13 protein-coding genes are annotated in these 18,634 nt (G+C 58.7%); 9 read left to right on the forward strand and 4 right to left on the reverse strand.

Annotated elements, in window-relative coordinates; translation table 11 throughout:
- Positions 1–121: 121 nt before the first annotated feature.
- From VXJ35_RS03965 to VXJ35_RS03975, 3 genes are read left to right on the forward strand one after another with little or no spacing between them, the layout of a single operon-like run.
- Positions 122–1,957 carry a vWA domain-containing protein gene (locus tag VXJ35_RS03965; RefSeq protein ID WP_064020572.1) on the forward strand — a complete coding sequence of 612 codons (1,836 nt, stop codon included), beginning with the start codon at positions 122–124 and terminating at the stop codon, positions 1,955–1,957.
- Positions 1,954–2,595, forward strand: a complete 642-nt coding sequence (locus VXJ35_RS03970; RefSeq protein WP_064020573.1) for a hypothetical protein — start codon at positions 1,954–1,956, stop codon at positions 2,593–2,595. Before VXJ35_RS03965 ends, VXJ35_RS03970 begins: the two co-directional genes overlap by 4 nt.
- On the forward strand, positions 2,592–3,080 hold the full coding sequence (locus VXJ35_RS03975; RefSeq protein ID WP_064020574.1) for a hypothetical protein: 489 nt from the start codon (positions 2,592–2,594) through the stop codon (positions 3,078–3,080). The genes VXJ35_RS03970 and VXJ35_RS03975 overlap by 4 nt, the downstream gene beginning before the upstream one ends.
- 3 nt (positions 3,081–3,083) lie before the next feature.
- On the opposite strand, the gene glgX is transcribed toward VXJ35_RS03975, so the two are convergent.
- Complete coding sequence (gene glgX / locus VXJ35_RS03980; protein WP_064020575.1) at positions 3,084–5,261, reverse strand: glycogen debranching protein GlgX; 2,178 nt, start codon at positions 5,259–5,261, stop codon at positions 3,084–3,086.
- A 235-nt stretch (positions 5,262–5,496) separates the two neighbouring features.
- On the opposite strand from glgX, the gene VXJ35_RS03985 reads away from it, so the two are divergent.
- The 6 genes from VXJ35_RS03985 to radA all read left to right on the forward strand — a co-directional run bounded on the left by VXJ35_RS03985 (position 5,497) and on the right by radA (position 13,576).
- Entirely contained in the window at positions 5,497–6,150 is a 654-nt protein-coding gene (locus VXJ35_RS03985; protein ID WP_064020576.1) for a DUF4912 domain-containing protein, read from the forward strand.
- Positions 6,143–7,729: a glycoside hydrolase family 57 protein gene (locus VXJ35_RS03990; protein ID WP_064020577.1), complete on the forward strand. Its 1,587-nt coding sequence runs from the start codon at positions 6,143–6,145 to the stop codon at positions 7,727–7,729. Before VXJ35_RS03985 ends, VXJ35_RS03990 begins: the two co-directional genes overlap by 8 nt.
- 65 nt (positions 7,730–7,794) lie before the next feature.
- The gene (locus VXJ35_RS03995; RefSeq protein WP_064020578.1) at positions 7,795–9,294 is read left to right on the forward strand and encodes an endonuclease/exonuclease/phosphatase family protein; all 1,500 of its coding nucleotides are present in this window, start codon (positions 7,795–7,797) and stop codon (positions 9,292–9,294) included.
- A gap of 52 nt (positions 9,295–9,346) precedes the next feature.
- Entirely contained in the window at positions 9,347–10,939 is a 1,593-nt protein-coding gene (locus VXJ35_RS04000) for a phosphatidylserine/phosphatidylglycerophosphate/cardiolipin synthase family protein (protein ID WP_064020579.1), read from the forward strand.
- Between the two features lie 40 nt (positions 10,940–10,979).
- The gene (locus tag VXJ35_RS04005) at positions 10,980–11,936 is read left to right on the forward strand and encodes a formylglycine-generating enzyme family protein (RefSeq protein ID WP_064020580.1); all 957 of its coding nucleotides are present in this window, start codon (positions 10,980–10,982) and stop codon (positions 11,934–11,936) included.
- 272 nt (positions 11,937–12,208) lie between these two features.
- Positions 12,209–13,576, forward strand: a complete 1,368-nt coding sequence (gene radA / locus VXJ35_RS04010; protein WP_064020581.1) for a DNA repair protein RadA — start codon at positions 12,209–12,211, stop codon at positions 13,574–13,576.
- A 69-nt stretch (positions 13,577–13,645) separates the two neighbouring features.
- Here the strand turns inward: radA and VXJ35_RS04015 are convergent, their stop codons facing one another.
- The 3 genes from VXJ35_RS04015 to VXJ35_RS04025 form a co-directional block, all read right to left on the reverse strand.
- Complete coding sequence (locus tag VXJ35_RS04015; protein WP_064020582.1) at positions 13,646–15,190, reverse strand: fused MFS/spermidine synthase; 1,545 nt, start codon at positions 15,188–15,190, stop codon at positions 13,646–13,648.
- A gap of 408 nt (positions 15,191–15,598) precedes the next feature.
- Positions 15,599–18,256 carry a DUF3570 domain-containing protein gene (locus VXJ35_RS04020; RefSeq protein WP_231914842.1) on the reverse strand — a complete coding sequence of 886 codons (2,658 nt, stop codon included), beginning with the start codon at positions 18,254–18,256 and terminating at the stop codon, positions 15,599–15,601.
- The gene (locus VXJ35_RS04025; protein WP_064020583.1) at positions 18,243–18,467 is read right to left on the reverse strand and encodes a DUF4266 domain-containing protein; all 225 of its coding nucleotides are present in this window, start codon (positions 18,465–18,467) and stop codon (positions 18,243–18,245) included. Before VXJ35_RS04025 ends, VXJ35_RS04020 begins: the two co-directional genes overlap by 14 nt.
- Positions 18,468–18,634 lie beyond the last annotated feature (167 nt).

Here is an 18,634-nt window from a genome sequence, read left to right on the forward strand (position 1 = left end):
TGGTTGAAATAAAAACATTATAAAGCGTAACACTGGGAGCGGCCTGAATTAAAAATCGTAAATTAGTCAGCCCTTTGGACTATATTTGCTAGCCATTACCTAAACTCTTGCGGACGCAGTTATGTTTAGAATGCTGATATTGGCCGTATTGTGCGCTTTCGGCCCGGCGGGGTTTTCTGTTCGGGCTCAGCCCGCGGCGCTGGCGGGCGGGGACGATATTCAGGTGCTGATAGATGTCTCCGGCAGCATGAAACAAAACGATCCGGATAATCTGCGGATCGAAGCCGGCCGCTTGCTGGTCGAATTGTTGCCGGAGGGTAGCCGCACCGGTTTGTGGTTGTTTGCCGAAAAGACGGTGCCGCTGATCGCCAGCGATAAAGTCGATGCCACCTGGAAACAACAAGCCGGTAAAGCGTTGGCTAACATACATTCCCGCGGCCTCTACACCCACATCGAAGATGCGATCCGCACCGCGCTCAGCCAAGGCTTCAAAAGCTCCGGCCGCAAACACCTGATCCTATTGACCGACGGCTTCGTCGACATTTCCAAGGACATCATGCAAAGCGCCGATTCGCGGGAGCGCATTCTCAGCGAATGGATACCTAAGCTGCAACAGCAAGACATCCAGGTGCAAACTGTTGCTTTGTCCGACCAGGCCGATAAGGAGTTGCTGGAAAAATTGGCATTCGAGACCGGCGGTTGGGCCGAGGTGGCGCAATCGGCCGACAGCTTGCAGCGCTCGTTTTTGAAAATGGCGCAGAAAGCGGCGCCGAAAACCACGCTACCGTTACGCAATAACAAATTCGACGTCGATGCCGGCGTCCGCGAGTTTTCGATCCTGGTCTTCAAAACCGCGCATGCGGCGCCGACCCAACTGGTCATGCCGGACGGCAATAAACTGGCCAAGCAGACCATGGCGGCCAACGTGTCGTGGCTGGAAAGCCGGAATTACGATCTGATTACCGTCAGGCAACCGGCGGTGGGCGAGTGGGGTTTGTTGGCCGAGGTCGATCCGGACAACCGAGTCATGATAGTCACCGACTTGAAACTGCAACTCAGCGAAATTCCGAATTTCGTCGGCGAACACGAGGCGGTGGCGATCGAGGCGCACTTTACCGACCGCGACCGGTTGATCACCCGTGCCGATTTCCTCGGCATGTTGAGCTTGGAAGTCGGTTTGGACCAACAGGCGCCGCTGAAAATGGCGCCAGCCGGGAAACCCGGTTTTTTTCAACAAAACCTGAACGGGTTGGCACTCGGCAAGCACAGCCTGAAAATACTCGCCGACGGCAAAACCTTCAAACGCGAAATCATCAGCGAGATTCAGGTGGTGGCCGCGCCGATTAGCGTGGAGCGCGAGATCGATGCCGCGCAGCGCCGGGTGCGGCTGCTGTTGAAGCCGGATCTGGCGGTGGTGGATCCGGCCGGTATGGTGGTCAATGCTCAGGTCAGCCGCGACGGCAAGCCGCCGGAAACGCATGTGGCTACTGAAAAAGACGGAATTTGGCAATTGGAGTTGGCCGAATTGCCGCCAGCGGCGATCACCAAGGTGGGCTTTAACGTGATGGCCAAGGACCGTAACGGCAAACCGTTGGCACCGGCCGTCAAACCGCTAACCATAGACGATAGCTGGTTCCAACCCGCCGAGCCGCCGGCCGGCGCCGCTGTGCATGCCGCCGAGCATGGGGAGCATGTGCAGCATGATGCGGCCGCGGCGGCTGCAGCCGAGAGCGGCCATGAGCCGGCGGCGGAACACCCATCTGCGGAATCGCCGCCGGCAGCGCATGCGCCGCCGGAGCAACCGCATACGCCGGCTGAACCGACCAATTGGTGGCTGGTCGGCGGAATTTTGGTGGCAATTAACCTGTTATTTGGGGTGGGCGGCTTTTTTATCCATCGTTATCTGAAAAAATCCGAGGCGGAACAGCATCAACGCTTGTTGGAGAGATTGTCATGAATTCGTTCGATTCGGTAATGGTGATATTGGCGGCGGAAGCCTTGGCGGTTTTGACGTTGCTGGCAATTGCGCTGTTTTGTTTTTCCCGCAACCGAAAAGGCAAGGAAATAGCCGAAATCGACCGCTTTATCAACGATCTGGAGGACCACTCCTTCGAAAAGGGCGAACGCCTGCAGCAATTCATCGGCGAAAATTGCAGTTTGAGCGAAGCGGAAATCGAAAGCGTGTTGCAGCAAGTCAGCGCCTCGGAGCGGGCTTTGCTGCAGGATATCATCCGGCTGTTTCTGAAGCGGGAAATGGCTTTGTTGCAGGGGATAGAGCAGCGCATCGAGCAATTGGCCGAACCTTACCAAAATCTGGTCACCAATGCCGGCCACGGCCAGCAACCGCCCGTCAGCCATGAAAACGAAGACCTGGCGCAAAAGCAGGCCGGCCTGGAACGGGTCAACCAGCAACTGGTGCGCCAACTCGATACCGCGATGAAAACCATAGACGAAATGTCGGCCGAATATACCCGCGTGTTCAGCGGCAACCAAACCGCGTTGGAACTGGAAAACAGCAGTAAAAAGATGATGCAGATATTTGTCGACGCCGAACGGGCGCTACGCGCCGACCTGACGGAAATGGAGCGGCGATGAATTCAACCTGGATCATCCTGATTTTGGCCAATACGCTGGCTGTCAGCTTGATCGCGTTGGCCGTGCTGCTATTGGCCCGCGGCCGGGAAAAGAAACGGCGGCAGGCCGAAATCGAGGAATTGCTGGCCGAAATCAAGGATAGGCAGGAGCGGCGCGGCGATAGGCTGCAGTTGGCCCTGATCGAAAAATACCGTTTCGGCGAGGAAGCAGCACATAGCGTCGCCGACGTGTTGATGCTGGCCGAAAAGCAGTTCCTGTACCAGTTCGTCGAACAACTGCTCGGCCGGCAGCCGCTGGCCGGCTGTTACCGGAATCTGTGCGATTTGTTGGACAGCTATCTGAACGGTGCGTTGGCTGCTGCCCATCCGCCGGCAAACGCGGCCGCACCATCGGCCGCCGAGCCGGCGGCCGGCAACGCCGCAGCGGCTGCGGGCGCCGAAACCGAGCTGCCGCCGCCTCCGGACTGGGGCGACGTGTTCGACTGAACCTCAGACCGCGCTGTCGGCGAGTTTGAGGCCGGTGAATTTGCTGAAAAAATGCGCGGAAAGTTTGGACAGGCTATCGCCGCCGGCCAGTTCCTGTTTCGCGTTCTCGAATACCACCACCGAATGCGGTTCGACCGCGTAACGGTTTTCCGCCACCGGTTTCTGCTCGGCCGGATCGATAATATCCTGTCCCGGTTTTTGCGCGGTATCGACCGCCAAACGCCAGACCCGTTCCGGGATTGGCGGCAATGCCATCGCGTGGCGTTGGTCCGACATGTTCAGAATCACGTGCAGATCGGCCTCTTCCTTGGCCAGCGCAGTCAACGTGAAAGCCAGTATCCGCGTCTCCGGATCGTCCCAGAGCGGCGGCTGGTCGACTTGCAAGCCATGCCAAACGATATCCGGCATGTTGCGTTCCTCCAGGATTTCCCCGGTCAAAAATCGCCGCCGCATCAACGAAGTGTGGCGTTTGCGCAAGCGGATCATTTGTTGCACAAAGTGCAGCACGTCGGCGTTTTCCTTGGCTTTTTCCCAATTCAACCAGCTTAGCTCGTTGTCCTGGCAATAACAGTTGTTGTTGCCTTGTTGAGTGTGCAGGATTTCGTCGCCGGCCAGCAGCATCGGCACGCCGTGGCTGAGCAGTAGAATGGCGAAGGCGTTTTTGACGCGTTTGCGGCGCAGGGCTAGGATGGCCGGATCGCGGGTTGGGCCTTCCGTACCGCAGTTGCTGCTTAGGTTGTTACTGCAGCCGTCGCGATTGTTTTCGCCGTTGGCGGCGTTATGCTTTTCGCTGTAGCTGAACAGGTCGTTCAGCGTAAAGCCGTCGTGGCAGGTGACGAAATTGATGCCGCTGATCGGCAGCCGGTGCTGGTGTTGGTACAAGTCGCTGCTGCCGCAGATGCGGGTCGCGACCTCGCTGATGATGCCGGAGTCGCCCCGCACGAAGCGGCGGATCACGTCGCGGTAGCGGCCGTTCCATTCGCCCCAGCGGTAGCCGGGGAAATTGCCGACTTGGTACAGGCCGGAGGCGTCCCAGGCTTCGGCGATCAATTTGGTTCTGGCCAATTGCTCCGATAACTCGATACCCCAGACCAGCGGCGGGTCCTGCAACACGCTGCCGTCTTCGCCGCGGGCCAGCGCGCTGGCCAGATCGAAACGAAACCCGTCGACGTGCATTTCCCTGACCCAATATTCCAGGCAACTGATAATGAAGTTGCTGACCAGCGGATGGTTGGCGTTGACGGTGTTGCCGCAGCCGGTGTAGTCGTGAAAGATACGCTTGTCGTGTTTGTCGGTCAGGTAGAAGCTGTTGCCGGTAATGCCCTTGAAATTGATGACCGGGCCGTCGGCGCCGGCTTCCGAGGTGTGGTTGAACACGACGTCCATGATCACGCCGATGCCGGCCTTGTGCAAGGCCTTGACCAGATCGCGGAACTCGCGGATGTGAGTGCCTTGTTCCGGCGTTACGCAGTAGCCCGGATGCGGGCTGAAAAAACTGTGGGTGCTGTAACCCCAGTAGTTTTTCAGGCCCAAGTCGGACGTATGCGGCGGCACGTCCTGCTCGTCGAAGGCCATCACCGGCAGTAACTCGACGTGGGTGATGCCCAATTTGGAAAGGTAGGGGATCTTTTCGATCAGGCCGGCAAAGGTGCCGGGATGTTTGACCTTTGCCGACGGATGGCGGGTAAAGCCGCCGACGTGCAATTCGTAAATGATGGCTTTCTCGCTGCGGATTGCCAGCGGTGTATCGCCTTCCCAATCGTAGCGGTCGTCGACCACCACCGCACGCATCGCATGGGCGCTGTTGTCGCCGGGCAGGCAGGCGGCGGCGCGTTGCCAGAGCTTGTCGCTGACCGCCCGCGCCCACGGGTCCAGCAGCAGTTTGTCCTTGTCGAAGCGCAAACCGGTTTCGCGGGTATTGCTCGGGCCGTCGATGCGCCAGGCGTACCAAGTGCCGGTCGGCAAGCCCTCGACGAATACGTGCCAGGAAAAAAAGGTGTGGTGCTTGTCTTTGCGCAGGGCAATGACTTGAAACGGTTCCGGACTCTCGTTGCTGGAGAACAACAGTAATTCGACGTGAGTGGCATGCCGGCTGGAGATGGAAAAATTCACGCCGTTTTCGCTGGCTTTGGCGCCATGCGGATAGGGACTCCCTGACTTTAAACTGTATGGTTTGCGCATGCCCTTTGCCGAAAAACTTGGATGCCTTGATTTTACTGCAAATCGTAGGTGCAGGCCTACGCCTTGCGTAAATATTCGACAACGGTTAGAGTCTTATTAGGGCGGCTTTGCGAAGGGCCGCACCAGCGCGCGCCTGCGGTCCGCGCCCAAATTTCCGCTAAACGTATCTTTAACATCGCCAATGGCTTATTCCCGGTCAACTTCTGAGTCTCGCCTGCAGCTTTCTGCCGAGGAGATGCGGGATATCAGCCTGGAGATCAGCCGCGGTTTCGCCCCGCGCCGGTTCAGGGCCGGCGGCAGGGCGGCCACCTCCGGATTTTCGCCGCAGGAGTTGTTCAACATCAGCCAGCAAATCAGCCGCGAATTCGCGCCGCGGGCCGATGCGCGGGCGCCGGGTGCACCCAGTCTGGTGCTGTTGCCGGTCGACCCGCGCCGCTTGCACGCCTATTGGCAATTGCCCGAACCGCCGTTGGTGCCGGCCGATGAGCCCACCGAATCGCCCGCGGCGGCCGAACCGGCCTTGACCCTGCGGATTTACCGGCAAGCGGAAGCCGCCGACAGCGGAAAGGATCAGGCCGAAACCCGGCCGGCGTGGTTCGACCTGCCGGTCAGCGGCCAGAGCAGACAGCAGCGAATCGCGTTACCCGAGCAACTGGCGACTGCCGCCGGTTATTACCAGGCGGCCATCGGCCATCTGGACCAGTATAAGGAGTTTACCGCTTTGGCTTATTCCAATCCGGCCGCCGTGGCCGAAGTTGCTGACGCGGCCGGCGAGTGGCTGCCGCCTGCCATCGCCCAATTTGTGATGCCGGCCGGGGCCGGTTCCTTGCCTTCCCTGGCCGGTTCGTCCGCAAGTTCGGCTGTTTTGGCCTGCTCCGAGCATGAATAACGGCTATCTTGCCATCGTTTTGCACGCGCACCTGCCGTACGTGCACCATCCCGAGCACGACAGTTTTTTCGAAGAAAACTGGCTGTTCGAGGCGATCAGCGAATGTTATCTGCCGCTATTGGCCATGTTGGAGCGTCTGCGCTACGACCGGGTGGCGTACCGGCTAACCTTGTCGCTATCGCCGACGCTGATGGCGATGTTGCGCAATCCGTTGCTGCAAAACCGGTTTTTGCGCTATATGCGCGGCCGGGTGGAACTGGCCGAGCGCGAGGTCGAACGGACCCGGCGCTTGCCGCAGTTCCACGCCCTGGCGCAGCATTATCTGCAATTGTTTCAAGACAACTTGCACGACTACCAGCAACGCTACCAGTGCGATCTGCTCGCGGCGTTTCAGCGCCACCATAGCGGCGGCCGGCTGGAATTGATCACCACGGCGGCGACCCACGGTTACTTGCCGCTGCTGAACGTCAACCCCGCCTCCGTGCGCAATCAGATCGGCGTCGGCGTCGACAGCTTTCGGGCCCAATTCGGTTTTGCGCCGCACGGTTTCTGGCTGCCAGAATGCGGCTACTATCCGGGGCTGGAGCAGACGTTAAAGGCGGAGGGGATCGATTATTTCTTTCTGGAAAGCCACGCGCTGCTCAACGCCGACCGTCGGCCGCAATTCGGCGTATACGCGCCGGTCGATTGCGGCGGAATTGCCGCCTTCGGCCGCGATCCGGCCGCGTCGCACCAGGTCTGGAGTGCCGAATCCGGCTACCCCGGCGACGGCGATTACCGCGAATATTACCGGGATATCGGTTTCGATTTGCCGCTGGAATACATCGCGCCCTACATCCTCGACGGCGAGACCCGGATCAACACCGGCATCAAATATTACCGGATTACCGGCGGCAAGCAGCCGAAACAGGTGTATCAGCCGGAATTGGCCAAGTTGAAATTGCGCCAGCACGCCGCGGATTTCATCGCCAGCCGCCAACGGCAAATCGATGCGTTGGCCGCGGAAATGCAGCAGCCGCCTATCGTGGTAGCGCCTTACGATGCCGAGCTGTTCGGCCATTGGTGGTTCGAAGGGCCGTTGTGGCTGGAACAGGTGTTGCGTTTGGCAGCCTGCGCGGAGAGCGGTTTGCAAACCGTTAGCTGCAGCGATTATCTGCAATTGGGCTTGCCGTGCCAGCAGGCGCTACCTGCCGCATCGAGTTGGGGCGAGCACGGCTATTCGGAATTCTGGTTGAACGAAAGCAACGATTGGATTTATCCGTTGCTGCATAAGGCGGCCGCCGAAATGGAAAAGCTGGCGAGCGACTTGCGCGGCTTGCAGGTCAGCGAGTTGCAACGCCGGGCGCTGAACCAGGCCGCACGCTCCTTGTTGCTGGCGCAGGCTTCGGATTGGCCGTTTATCATGAAGGCCGGCACCACGATCGATTATGCGCGCAAACGCATCACCGACCATTTGGCGCGCTTCAATTATTTGCACGATGCGATCCGTAAGAACCGGATCGACGAGCGCTATTTGACAGCGCTGGAAATCATGGACGATATTTTTCCGGACATCGATTTTCGCGCCTATGCCGCCTAGGCGGCCGGCCGCAAGGCCAAACCGGCGCCGGCTATCGCCGCGCCGGCCAACTCTCGGGAGGGACCATGGATAACATCCAGTTACTGTATGTCGCCAATACCGTTAGCGGTAAGGCCGCTGCCAGCACGCAGACTTTGCAGTTCTTGATCCGGGTGGCCAATCTCGGTTACGGCAAGACCGTAGAGGTGCATTGGGCCGGCGAAGACGGCGTCTGGCGCCGGGTGTTGGCCGATTATTGCGCCAGCGCCGGCGACGGCAGCGAGTATTGGCGGGCCGAGGTGGCGTTTCCGCGCCAGGCCAGGACCGAATTGCCCGGCGACATCCATTTCGTTGCTCGGCTGGAACATGAAGGCTGCGAGTACTGGGATAACAACGACGGTTGCCTAGACTACTTCTGCGCGGCCGGCAGCGGCGGCCGGATGACCGGAGTCATGCCGGTAGTGCCATTGAACCCGATGCAAGGCTTGGGGCCGGCGCAGCGTAACGTTCCGCTCAAATTCGCGGTCAATGCCGCACTGGCGGCGGAGAAAGTGACTGTGCATTGGACGCTGGACGATTGGCGCCACGTGCACAAGACCAGCTGCCGGCTGCAATCCGGGAAGCGCTCCGCGACCCATGGCGGTTACGCCGGGCTGCATCCGGTGCAGCTTTGGAGCGCCAATCTGAAAGTCGAAGGTGCGTTCCGCCTGCAATACAGCATCTGCTGCGAGAGCGGGGAGCAAACCCTCTGGGATAACAATGCCGGCCGCAACTACCGGCTGAGCCGGGCGCCGCTGAAAGTGCTGATCCTGAATCTGCATTGCTACCAGGAAGACGACCAAGACCGCAAATTCTGGCAAATCGCCAAAGCCGTCGACGAACTCCAAGCCGATGTGGTCTGTTTGCAGGAAGTGGCGGAACATTGGAACGACGGCCGCGGCGATTGGGCCTCCAATTCCGCCAATATCATCAACCGCCGCCTGAAAAAGCCGTTCCACCTGTACAGCGATTGGTCCCACCTGGGCTTCGATAAATACCGGGAAGGGGTGGCGATTTTGAGCCGTTATCCGATCGAACGCCAGGAAGCCCGCTACGTCTCCGACAGCAGCGATGCCTACAGTATCCATTCCCGCAAAGTGGTCGCCGCCTGCATCGATGTCCCTTGCATCGGCCCGATCGACGTATTTTCGGCGCATTTGAGCTGGTGGGACGACGGTTTCCCCGAGCAATTCCAACGTTTGTCGGATTGGGCCGACAGCCGGCGCGGCGGCGAGGTTGCGGCGACTTTATTGTGCGGGGATTTCAATATCGCCGCCGGTTCGCTAGGCTATCGCCTGGTCGTCGACGGCCACCGCTACGAAGACCAGTACCTGGCGGCCAATGCCCCGGCCTTGTTTCAGCAGATTTTCCGGGTCGACGATGCCCATTGGCGCGATCAGTTGGCGGACGACTACCGGATCGATTACGTATTTATGAACAAAGACAGCGGATTGCGGGCGACGTCGGCGCGGGTATTATTCACCGAGCAGGATTACGGCCGGGTGTCCGACCATTGCGGCTATCTGCTGGAGTTCGAGCCGCTGTGACCGGCTCGGAGGTTAACCATGGATTTCAACGTGTGCGATTAGGCGAGCGAACATGCAAGTAGCAGAACATTACGCCAGGCCGGTATTCGGCAAATTGGGCGGCTGTTTCCAACGCAGCAACGATTTCAGGGAGAGTTTCGACATCCGCTGGGGCAAGATCGATTTCGAATTGCACCACGGCGTCGCGGCCAATTTGAAGGTGGTACTAAAGGTATTCCGCGATTCGATCTGCGAAACCTACATCGTCGATACCGACGCCTACGATGTCGAATGGGATCGGCACAAACGTTCGACCCGGGATTTCTACGTTCTGCCGTATTCGGCCCAGTTCGGCCGTATCCATTGCATCAAGTTCGGGTTTATCGTCCATATCGGCGAGCATTCGATTGCCTCGCGCCACGAATACATTTTCATGGATGCGCCGCAATTACAGGATAACCAGCCGACGCAGCGCCAAATTAGCGAGCAATGGGCTACGCCGAACCATTACCGTACCCACGAGATCGATGCCGGCAAATTGCAGGCCGACGTGGATTGGTATAACCGCCATTTCGAGTCGCTGCATCTGACGCCGAAATTCACCAAGGGCCAGCAGCACCATCCTTACCACCCGAAGCGCTTCATCCACGACCATATCGACAAAACCATCGCCGCCAAGCGGACGCAACCCGACCGGCTGTGCACGATCAAGGTCAGCGTCGATTGCATCGACGACAACGACTTTATCAACCATTTGATCCATGCCAGCCACCAGGGCGTGCTGGTGCAATGCATCGTCGATTGGCGCAAGATGACGCTGACCAACAGCCAGAACTACGCCCGGCTGAAACGTTCCGGCATCGAGTTGGTCGGCGTGTTTTGCACGCCGAAGCACCATTTGATCGAAGTCGAGCCGGACATGCACACCAAATTCGTCATCTTCAACGACGAGGACGCGATCATCGGTTCGTTCAACATTACTTTCGATCGCTGGTGGGCCAACTGGGAGTCGGGCATGAGCTTTCATTCCCAGGGCGTGTGCCGGTTGCTGGACAACATCTTCCAAAGCCAGCGCGGCGGCGTGATCCAGAAATACGGCATCGACCCGCTCAGCCCGTTCAATTTGCTGTACACCTTCGGCCGCCAGACCATGGCCAACGGCAAGCTGTACCGGCCGCACCATGCGATTTTGGCCGAGATCCACCGCGCCCGCCGTTCGCTGAAGCTTTGCCTGTTTTTGATCGGCGATCTGCTCGGCGACCATAACGACAGCGTCGTTACCGCCTTGATCCAGGCCCGCGACCGCGGCGTGGACGTACAGTTGTTGTTCAACGGCCATTTGGCGCGGCAGGGCAAGATCGGCGTCGAACGGCCGATGTCCGAAGAACTGGCCCGGCCGTTGTTGCCAGCCATTCAACGCTTGAAAGACGCCGGCATTCGCGTCGGCCTGGTCTACGGCCAGGACGACTTGCCGGTGCCGTATTCGCCGATCCATTGCAAATATTGCGTGATCGACGAATACATCGTCATCGAAGGCAGTTTCAACTGGTACAACACCTCGGTTTTTTCCCACGACTTGGTCGTCGTCGCCGCCAACCGCGACGTGGCCCGGCCGTATCTGTACGAATTCGAGCAGATACAGCGTTTGTTCAGAGTGTTTTATTAACCGTATCGGTTACAGGAATTTTTATTTTGGAGTATCGAGCATGAATTTGCGCCAGGGCTGGTTGCTGCTTTTTTCTGTGCTGTTTATCAATATCGGACATGGCGAAACGTTGCCCGGCAAAACGGGACAGGCAGCTTTGTCGAAATCGAAACCCGCGCCGGTGCGAAAGGTGCGAAACCGGGCGGCAAAGCATTTCCGCGATTGTGCCGATTGTCCGGAAATGGTGGCGCTTCCCGGCGGCGTGTATCTGATGGGGTCGCCGGTGACCGATCAGGAAGGGCAGGATTATGAAAAACCGCGCCACGAGGTCAAAGTTAGCGGTTTTGCCATCGGTAAATACGAAATCAGCAAATCGCAGTTTGCCGCGTTTGTCGAGGCGGCCAACTACAATCCGGGTAACGAATGCTGGACGATGGAAGCCGGCAAGGGCGAAATGCGCAGCAACCGCAGTTGGGCGGACCCAGGCTACCCGCAAGATAGCGATCATCCGGCCACTTGCGTCAGCGTCGACGACGCCGAGGCTTATATCAAATGGTTGAATCAAAAAACCGGCAAACACTATCGCCTGCCTACCGAGGCGGAGTGGGAATACGCCGCTCGGGGCGGTAGTGCTGCTGCCAGGTTCTGGGGCGATAACCCGGATGGCGCCTGCAAATATGCGAACGTTGCGGATCTAAGCCTGCAAAAAGCGGATTCGAAAGCCATCCCGCACAACTGCGAGGATGGGTACGTGTTTACCGCGCCGGTCGGCAGTTACTCGCCTAACGCGTTTGGGCTTTACGACATGTTGGGAAATGTCTGGGAATGGACCTGCGGTGCGGATAGCGGATACGGTTCCAGCGAAGAGGAAAAATGTACCGGCCTGTTATCGCGGCGCATCTACCGCGGCGGTTCGTGGATCAATACCGCGGACTATGTCCGTTCCGCCTCTCGCTACGGCTATATTCCGTCATTTCGGTTCAATAACGTGGGATTTCGCTTGGCGCGCGATAATTGAGTTATGTCCGGCGCTGGCCCGGCATATAGCATCGCCTGGAACGCGCCCGCATTCGTTAGTTGCTGCCGGATCAAATTGAACGCGGTTTGGCCGATTTGGCGGCCGGCCGGAATCGCGGCGCCGGCGAGACCTTGAATGCGCTGCGGCGCAATAGAACCTAGCGTAACGTCCCGAACAAAACCTTAGTTTTGGAAACGCCCGGAAATATCGCACTACCCAGGCTTTACCCCGATTGACGCCCCCTACCTTTAACGTTACGACCGGCAATTGCAATGGCTAAAAAAACCAAATCCGCTTTCGTCTGCACCGAGTGCGGTGCCGATTTTGCCGGCTGGGCCGGCCAGTGCAACCAGTGCGGAGCCTGGAACACGATCAAGGAAGTCAAACTCGGCGGCGGCAAAACGGAGCGCGAGCGTTCGGGCTACGCCGGCAGCCGCAGTGCGGTGCAATTGTTGTCCGAAGTCAATCTGGCTCAGGCCGAACGGATTTCCACCGGTCTAGCCGAGTTCGACCGCGTGCTCGGCGGCGGCATCGTCAAGGGCAGCGTGGTGTTGATCGGCGGCGCGCCTGGGGCCGGCAAGAGTACGATTTTGCTGCAAGCCGTCGCCCATATCGCCCGGCAACTGCCGGTGCTGTACGTGTCGGGCGAGGAGTCGTTGCAACAGATCGCCGAACGCGCCCATCGGTTGCAGCTCAACAGCGCCGGCATCAAGATGTTGGCCGAAACCTCGGTGCAGCAGATTTGCCAGGTGTTGGACGAAGAGCAGCCGCAGGTTGTCATCATCGATTCGATTCAGGTCATGTACACGGCGGATTCCGACTCGGCGCCGGGCTCGGTGTCGCAGGTGCGGGAGTCGGCCAGTTATTTGACCCAATACGCCAAGCGCACTGGCGTATCGTTCTTTATGGTCGGCCACGTCACCAAGGACCAGTCGTTGGCCGGGCCGATGACCTTGAGCCATATCGTCGACGCCCAGGTGGTGCTGTCTTCGACCGACGATGCGCGGTTTCGGGTGCTGCGGGCCGACAAGAACCGTTTCGGCAGCGTCGGCGAGCTGGGTTTTTTTGCGATGGAAAGCAGCGGCTTGAAGGAAGTGAAAAACCCGTCGGCAATGTTTTTGTCGCGGGCGGAAAAACCGGCGCCGGGCAGCGTGGTGACGGTGTTATGGGAAGGCACCCGACCGCTATTGGTGGAGATCCAGGCGTTGGTCACGGAAAGCCAGTACGGCAATCCGCGCCGGCTGGCGGTGGGTCTGGACCAAAACCGTTTGGCGATGTTGCTGGCGGTGTTGTCGCGCCACGGTGGCATTTTCACCGGCAACGACGAGATTTACGCCAATGTGGTCGGCGGCATCAAGGTCAGCGAGACCAGCACCGATTTGGCGATCTTGGTTGGCGTGGTGTCCAGTTTGCGCGACCGCATCGTGCCTTACGATGCGGTGTTTTTCGGCGAAGTGGGTTTGAACGGCGAAATCCGCCCGGTCGCCAACGGCCATGCCCGCCTCAACGAAGCCGCCAAACACGGCTTTAAAAAAGCCATCATTCCGAAAAGCAACAAACCCAAGGACGGCGTCAAAAATCTGGAAATTCACGCGGTGGGTAATATTCAGGAAGCGTTGGCGGTGGTCAACGAACTGTAGGCGGGGCGGCCATCGGCCTTGGCAAAGCTGTCGCCGGTTCGGGCTCGGCCGGAGGCCGGCGTTGAAGCGTCAACGCACCATCAGTTCCGGGCCGAATGCATCGATCACGACCCGGCGGTAATTCTCGGCTTTGGCAATTTGCAGATGTTCCAGCGGATTATAGTTGTCGGTAATGATCGTGCCGCCCGCGTTGTCCAGGGGCAGTCTGCGTTGCGCCAACCAAGCCTGTTGCGCTTCCGGCAAGCCCTGGGCAGCGATATCGATAGGGTGGTTAGTCGCCAGAAAAATAAAATCGTTGAAGTTTTCGCCCGGTTCGGACACGAAAAACAACTGGTGCGGAAAGACTTGTTCAAGCGTGCGCGAAACGCTGGCTAGAGAAGGATTACGGCCGCCGTCGTAGAACGCGACGAAATTGAGCGCCATGATGCCGTGGTCCGACAACAAGCCGCGCAGTTGGGTCAGCGTTTCGACGGTCAACAGGTGCGAGGGCTCGGAGCCCCCGGTAAAACAATCGTGAATGATCAGATCGTAGGGGCCGGTCAAGTGGCGAATTTCGTAACGGGCGTCGCCGATGATGTTTTTGCCTCGCGGTTTAAAACCGAAATAATCGGCGGCCGCGTCGGCCACCGCCGGGTCGATTTCGAGGGTATCTGTGGCAATGCCGTAGCGCTCGTGCAGCGTGTTCGCCATCTTGCCGGCACCGAGGCCGACCACCAGGGCGCGGCGGATGCCCGGCGCCAGCGAGGGCAGGGCGTCGACGATGTTTTGGTAGGTCAAACGGTTCTCGCCGTTGGAAATGGTTTCCGCGCCTATCGCCGAGGCATCCGAGGTCATGACGCGCAGGTCGTTGGCCGGATGGTCGATCACTCTGACCCAGCCGTACAGGCTTTCGCGTTCGGATTGAATGTGAAATTGGTCGTTGCCGCTGCTACGGCCGACAACGATGGCCGGCAATAAACCGGCGGCCAGCGCCGCCAAAAATAGGCAGGGCAGCAAGCGGCTGTTGCCGACATACTTTTTTTCGACAACCGCGATCGCCAGACCCAGCATCAGCAGTAATACGCCCAGTCCGACCAGAATTTCCCGCGAGCCGACAAATGGAAATAAGAAAAAGCCCAAGACCAAAGTACCGACAACGCTGCCCACCGTGCTGACGGCATAGATCGAACCGGCGCTGGAACCGACGCCGTCGATACGCGCGGTATAAAGTTTGATGGCAAATGGGCTCACCATGCCCAGCATGGTCAGGCTGGGCAGGAACAAGGCGAGTGCGCTGGCAAAAGCCCCGGCGCGTAACCCTAGCGGATCGGTCGCCAACAATACCGGGCGCGTCAGCCAGGGGATGGTCAAGGTTAACAGCCCGGCCAGCGCAATGACCAACGACAAGCCGGTCCGCTCGGCCCGGTCCGCCCAGCGGCCGCCGACGAAATAACCCAGTGCCAGCGCAATCATGGTGATGGAAATCAACGACGACCAGACATAAAGGCTGGCGCCGTAAAACGGCGCGATCATGCGCGTGCCGAGCAATTCGATGACCATGACGGCTGCGCCCGTGACGAAAACGGTTAGGAACAGTCCGGCGCGGCCGCCGCCGGCAAGTGGTGGGTGGTTCATGTTATTGGTTCCGCAAGGTAGTAAAAATTCTTTGTGGCCGTAGGGTTGCAGGATAAGACCGTTCGCAGCGAATTCGCCGATACTCGAGCATTAGAGCTGCGTTTAAGCGCATTTCGCTGTTTGCCGGAGCAAGGGCCTTCGCGACACCTTCCAAAAAAGCCGGCAGTGGCGGCATTGCTCAGCCGATCCCACCGCTTAGGCCATCTATGCGTTTTTCGGTTGGCGGCGCCTCGGGGTATCCGTGGGGCAGCGGAGGATTTCCGGCGCCCTGAAGCCGTTTATGGCGAGGGTTTCTTAGGTCCTTGCGGCTTGGTTTCCGGCTTAGACGTGGTTTCAACTACTAATACGAACCACGCCATTTCTGGAAGGGAAACGCAACGCTATCGGTTACACAGCAGCCGAACTCCACTAAAACGCGTAAGTCCAGGTCGCCGCCAAAGCCGCGTCCCGCTCTAATTGGTAGCCGTTTTGCTTGGTCGCCACCGGTTCCAGCCATTCGAAACTCAGGCTATTTCCGGCTAAATCGCCGCTCAGTACGCGGGCGTTTACGCCAAAGCCGACATCCCAATATTGGCCGCCGTAGTTTTTCGGAAAATCGGACGGTGCCATGGTTTGAATCAAGCCATCGAACTGGCCTCTGACTGCGCCCTGAGCGGTATAGACGCCCCGCACCGAGGTAGACAGCCAGTCCAGCCACTGGTAACTGCCCCAGGCGGTGGATTGGATGATATCGCCCAGTGCGTAACCGGACGCGTTTTTGTTGTCCAGACGCTTGGTACCGTTGACCTGTGCCCCCCAAGACCATTCGCCGTATTGTCCGGTATAACTCAGCGCGGGTTTGAAATCCCAGGTGCCGCTGCCCAATTGCATGCCGTAGTCGTTAAAACCGCCGTCCACCGCGTGGTTGCGGCGCAGCCGGTTGGAAACGTCGCCGGTCGGCGCGGTGACACCCAAGGTCAGATTGACGTGGTGGTCGGGCGTGCCGAACAATTTGAACAAGGCGTACATGCCGGTGTCGCCGACGCCGCCGGTACTATGGCCGGCGCTGATGTGGTGCGTAATATGGTTCAATTTGTTAGGGGGCGGCGGTAATCCGGCATAGGCTGCGGGATCGGCTATTTGCCGCATGTCCATGTCCATGTCGACGAATTGCGGCATCAGCATTAAATTCAACCAATCGGTCGGTGCGTACATCAGATCCAGCATGTGCATGTGCATGCTCATGCGCTCCGGCGCGATGAAGCATTTGTCGATGTTGGCGCTGCCGCAGCCGAAATTGACGATGGCCGGGTCGCTGGCGACCGACGAGCCGCGTAACATGTCTCCGGCCTGGGCGCTGTACATGTACCGGTAACCGACCATCACGGCGTCGGCCTGATCCATCATGTGGGCGAACATGACGCCGGCCGGTATTTCGGCGCCATGGTGGTGGTGCGCGTGATGGTGGTGTTCGCCGCCGGCTTTACCGGCACCGACGGCCGAGAAATTGACTTTCAAGCCGGCATTGGCGACGAAATAGTTAAAGTTGGAATAGTTGCCTTCGCCGTTGCCGCCGATCTTGAGCGAGCCGGAGTGGGTGTAGTATTCGAACCCGGTTTCCAGGGTAATGCCTTTGGCGAATTGTTTGCTGACCGAGATGCCGCCGCTCAGCGTGCCGTAGCCGGATAAGCGCTGGTCGCTGGAGTAATAGTCGGGCAGTTTTCGGTAGTCGTTGCTAGTCGTAAAATTTGAAGAAACTGCCTGGTTGACTAGCAGATAGGGTTTATAGAAATCGGCCGCGTCCTGCGAGTAATAACGGACTCGCGGAGTTACGGTCCAGCCCGAACCCAACGGTTGCACCCAGTCCGCTTCGAAGGTGTGGGAGTTGATGCCCCAGTCGTCGTGCGAGAAGCGGTAGTCGAAATGCAGGGCCGCATCGAAGGTGTGAAAGTATTGGACGTAACGGCCACCCAGGTTCCATTGGTTGCGCAGGGTGGGCCGCTTTTCCAGAAATGCCCTTAGATCGCCTTTCAGAACATCGGCCGGTCGGCCGTCGCTAAAATAATCCTTGCCGTCGCCGAATGGGTCTATTAAGTCAGGAATCTGATTCGGATCGACGAACAATGCTTCCATGACCTTATACGGGTTGGCCATGTAGCCGCTGCTATGGGTAAAACTCAAGTCGGCCTGAATCAGTGCATCTTTGCTCAAAATTTGAGTCAGGCCCAGGCTGGCGGCGATGTCTTCCTTGGTGCCGGTCAGGCGGGTTCCGGTGGTCGTGCTGCGAATTTGTCCTGATTCCCTGTAAGCTCGAACATTGATGTAAGGTGTTGCATCATGGTCGAGCAAGGCGTTGGTGTCGCTGTTGGTATAGCTCAAGCCCAGATTCAGGCTGGTCAGTTTTTGGTTGAAATCGATGCGCCCGCCCAGATTGACGAAGCGCGATTCGTAATCCCGCTCGGACGATACGCCGCCGCCCAGATTGGCTTCGGCTTCGTCCCATTCGTAGCCCAATCTGAAATCGCCCTGTCTGCGGGTTTCCGGCGAGGCCGTCGACAGGGTATGGACTAACTGCCGGTTTTGGCTAAACAAACCTATCCCTGTGTTCGGGTCGTCCCCGTGATATTGCATCGGGTTGAAATTCCGGTCGACATACATCGTGTTTGGCGGGGATATAAACGGCGAGGCACCGGTCGCCGTGCCGCTGGTATAACGGTGATTGCCGCCGAAAACCAACGGGGCGGTGGCAATGGGCGTGGCGCCGGACCAGGTGTCCTGAACATAGTTGAAGCCGAGTTTGATCCGGTCGGTCAGCATGGCGTTGGCGCGGCCGTGTATGCTGTCGACTTCGATCGGGTTACGGCTGTCGGGTCGGCTGCCGTACAAATTGCGCTTGCCTTCCTGATAATGGCTGTACTGAAAATCCGCGCTGTCGTCTTCGGCGGCAACCCCGGTATTCGGTACCTGCACGCCAAGCAGTATCTGCGCCGCTACCGTAAACGCTTGCAGGGTCTGTGTAGCGAACGCCGGCGATTTAGCCGGCGCATGGTTTGTTGGCTGATCGGTGTGCTCGTCAGTAACAGCCACAGCCGCCGCCTCCTTTCGCCGTGTTGCTGCCGGCGCCGGCTTCGCGGCTGCCGTAGATATGGCCGCGCATTTCGTCGGACATCGGATTTGCCGAGATCGCCATTTGCGGTTTGGCGAGAATGCCGCGCTCCCAGGGTTGTACTGGCGCACAGCCGGACGCGCCGCTGCAAACTGCCAGGCCTATCAAGGCGATAAACCCGGCCCGATTCAATGCCGTTATACCTTTAGGACGGAGCCCTTCGACGGGGGCAGGGCAAACGGCATTCGACGGCCGGGCTAATAATTCAAAAGACTTTCTATGCATCGGAGAGACTTGTCGCCGGTATTTTAACGTGCGGAGGTTTGTCCGCAGGCAAGGGTTGGCGCGAGATTTTAGTC

This window comes from Methylomonas sp. DH-1 (assembly GCF_046097555.1).
Lineage (GTDB): Bacteria > Pseudomonadota > Gammaproteobacteria > Methylococcales > Methylomonadaceae > Methylomonas > Methylomonas koyamae.

Coding starts and splice junctions, on each gene's coding strand:
- VXJ35_RS03965 (WP_064020572.1), top strand. CDS start 122: ATGTTTAGAATGCTGATATTGGCCGTATTGTGCGCTTTCGGCCCGGCG.
- VXJ35_RS03970 (WP_064020573.1), top strand. CDS start 1,954: ATGAATTCGTTCGATTCGGTAATGGTGATATTGGCGGCGGAAGCCTTG.
- VXJ35_RS03975 (WP_064020574.1), top strand. CDS start 2,592: ATGAATTCAACCTGGATCATCCTGATTTTGGCCAATACGCTGGCTGTC.
- glgX (WP_064020575.1), bottom strand. CDS start 5,261: ATGCGCAAACCATACAGTTTAAAGTCAGGGAGTCCCTATCCGCATGGC.
- VXJ35_RS03985 (WP_064020576.1), top strand. CDS start 5,497: ATGCGGGATATCAGCCTGGAGATCAGCCGCGGTTTCGCCCCGCGCCGG.
- VXJ35_RS03990 (WP_064020577.1), top strand. CDS start 6,143: ATGAATAACGGCTATCTTGCCATCGTTTTGCACGCGCACCTGCCGTAC.
- VXJ35_RS03995 (WP_064020578.1), top strand. CDS start 7,795: ATGGATAACATCCAGTTACTGTATGTCGCCAATACCGTTAGCGGTAAG.
- VXJ35_RS04000 (WP_064020579.1), top strand. CDS start 9,347: ATGCAAGTAGCAGAACATTACGCCAGGCCGGTATTCGGCAAATTGGGC.
- VXJ35_RS04005 (WP_064020580.1), top strand. CDS start 10,980: ATGAATTTGCGCCAGGGCTGGTTGCTGCTTTTTTCTGTGCTGTTTATC.
- radA (WP_064020581.1), top strand. CDS start 12,209: ATGGCTAAAAAAACCAAATCCGCTTTCGTCTGCACCGAGTGCGGTGCC.
- VXJ35_RS04015 (WP_064020582.1), bottom strand. CDS start 15,190: ATGAACCACCCACCACTTGCCGGCGGCGGCCGCGCCGGACTGTTCCTA.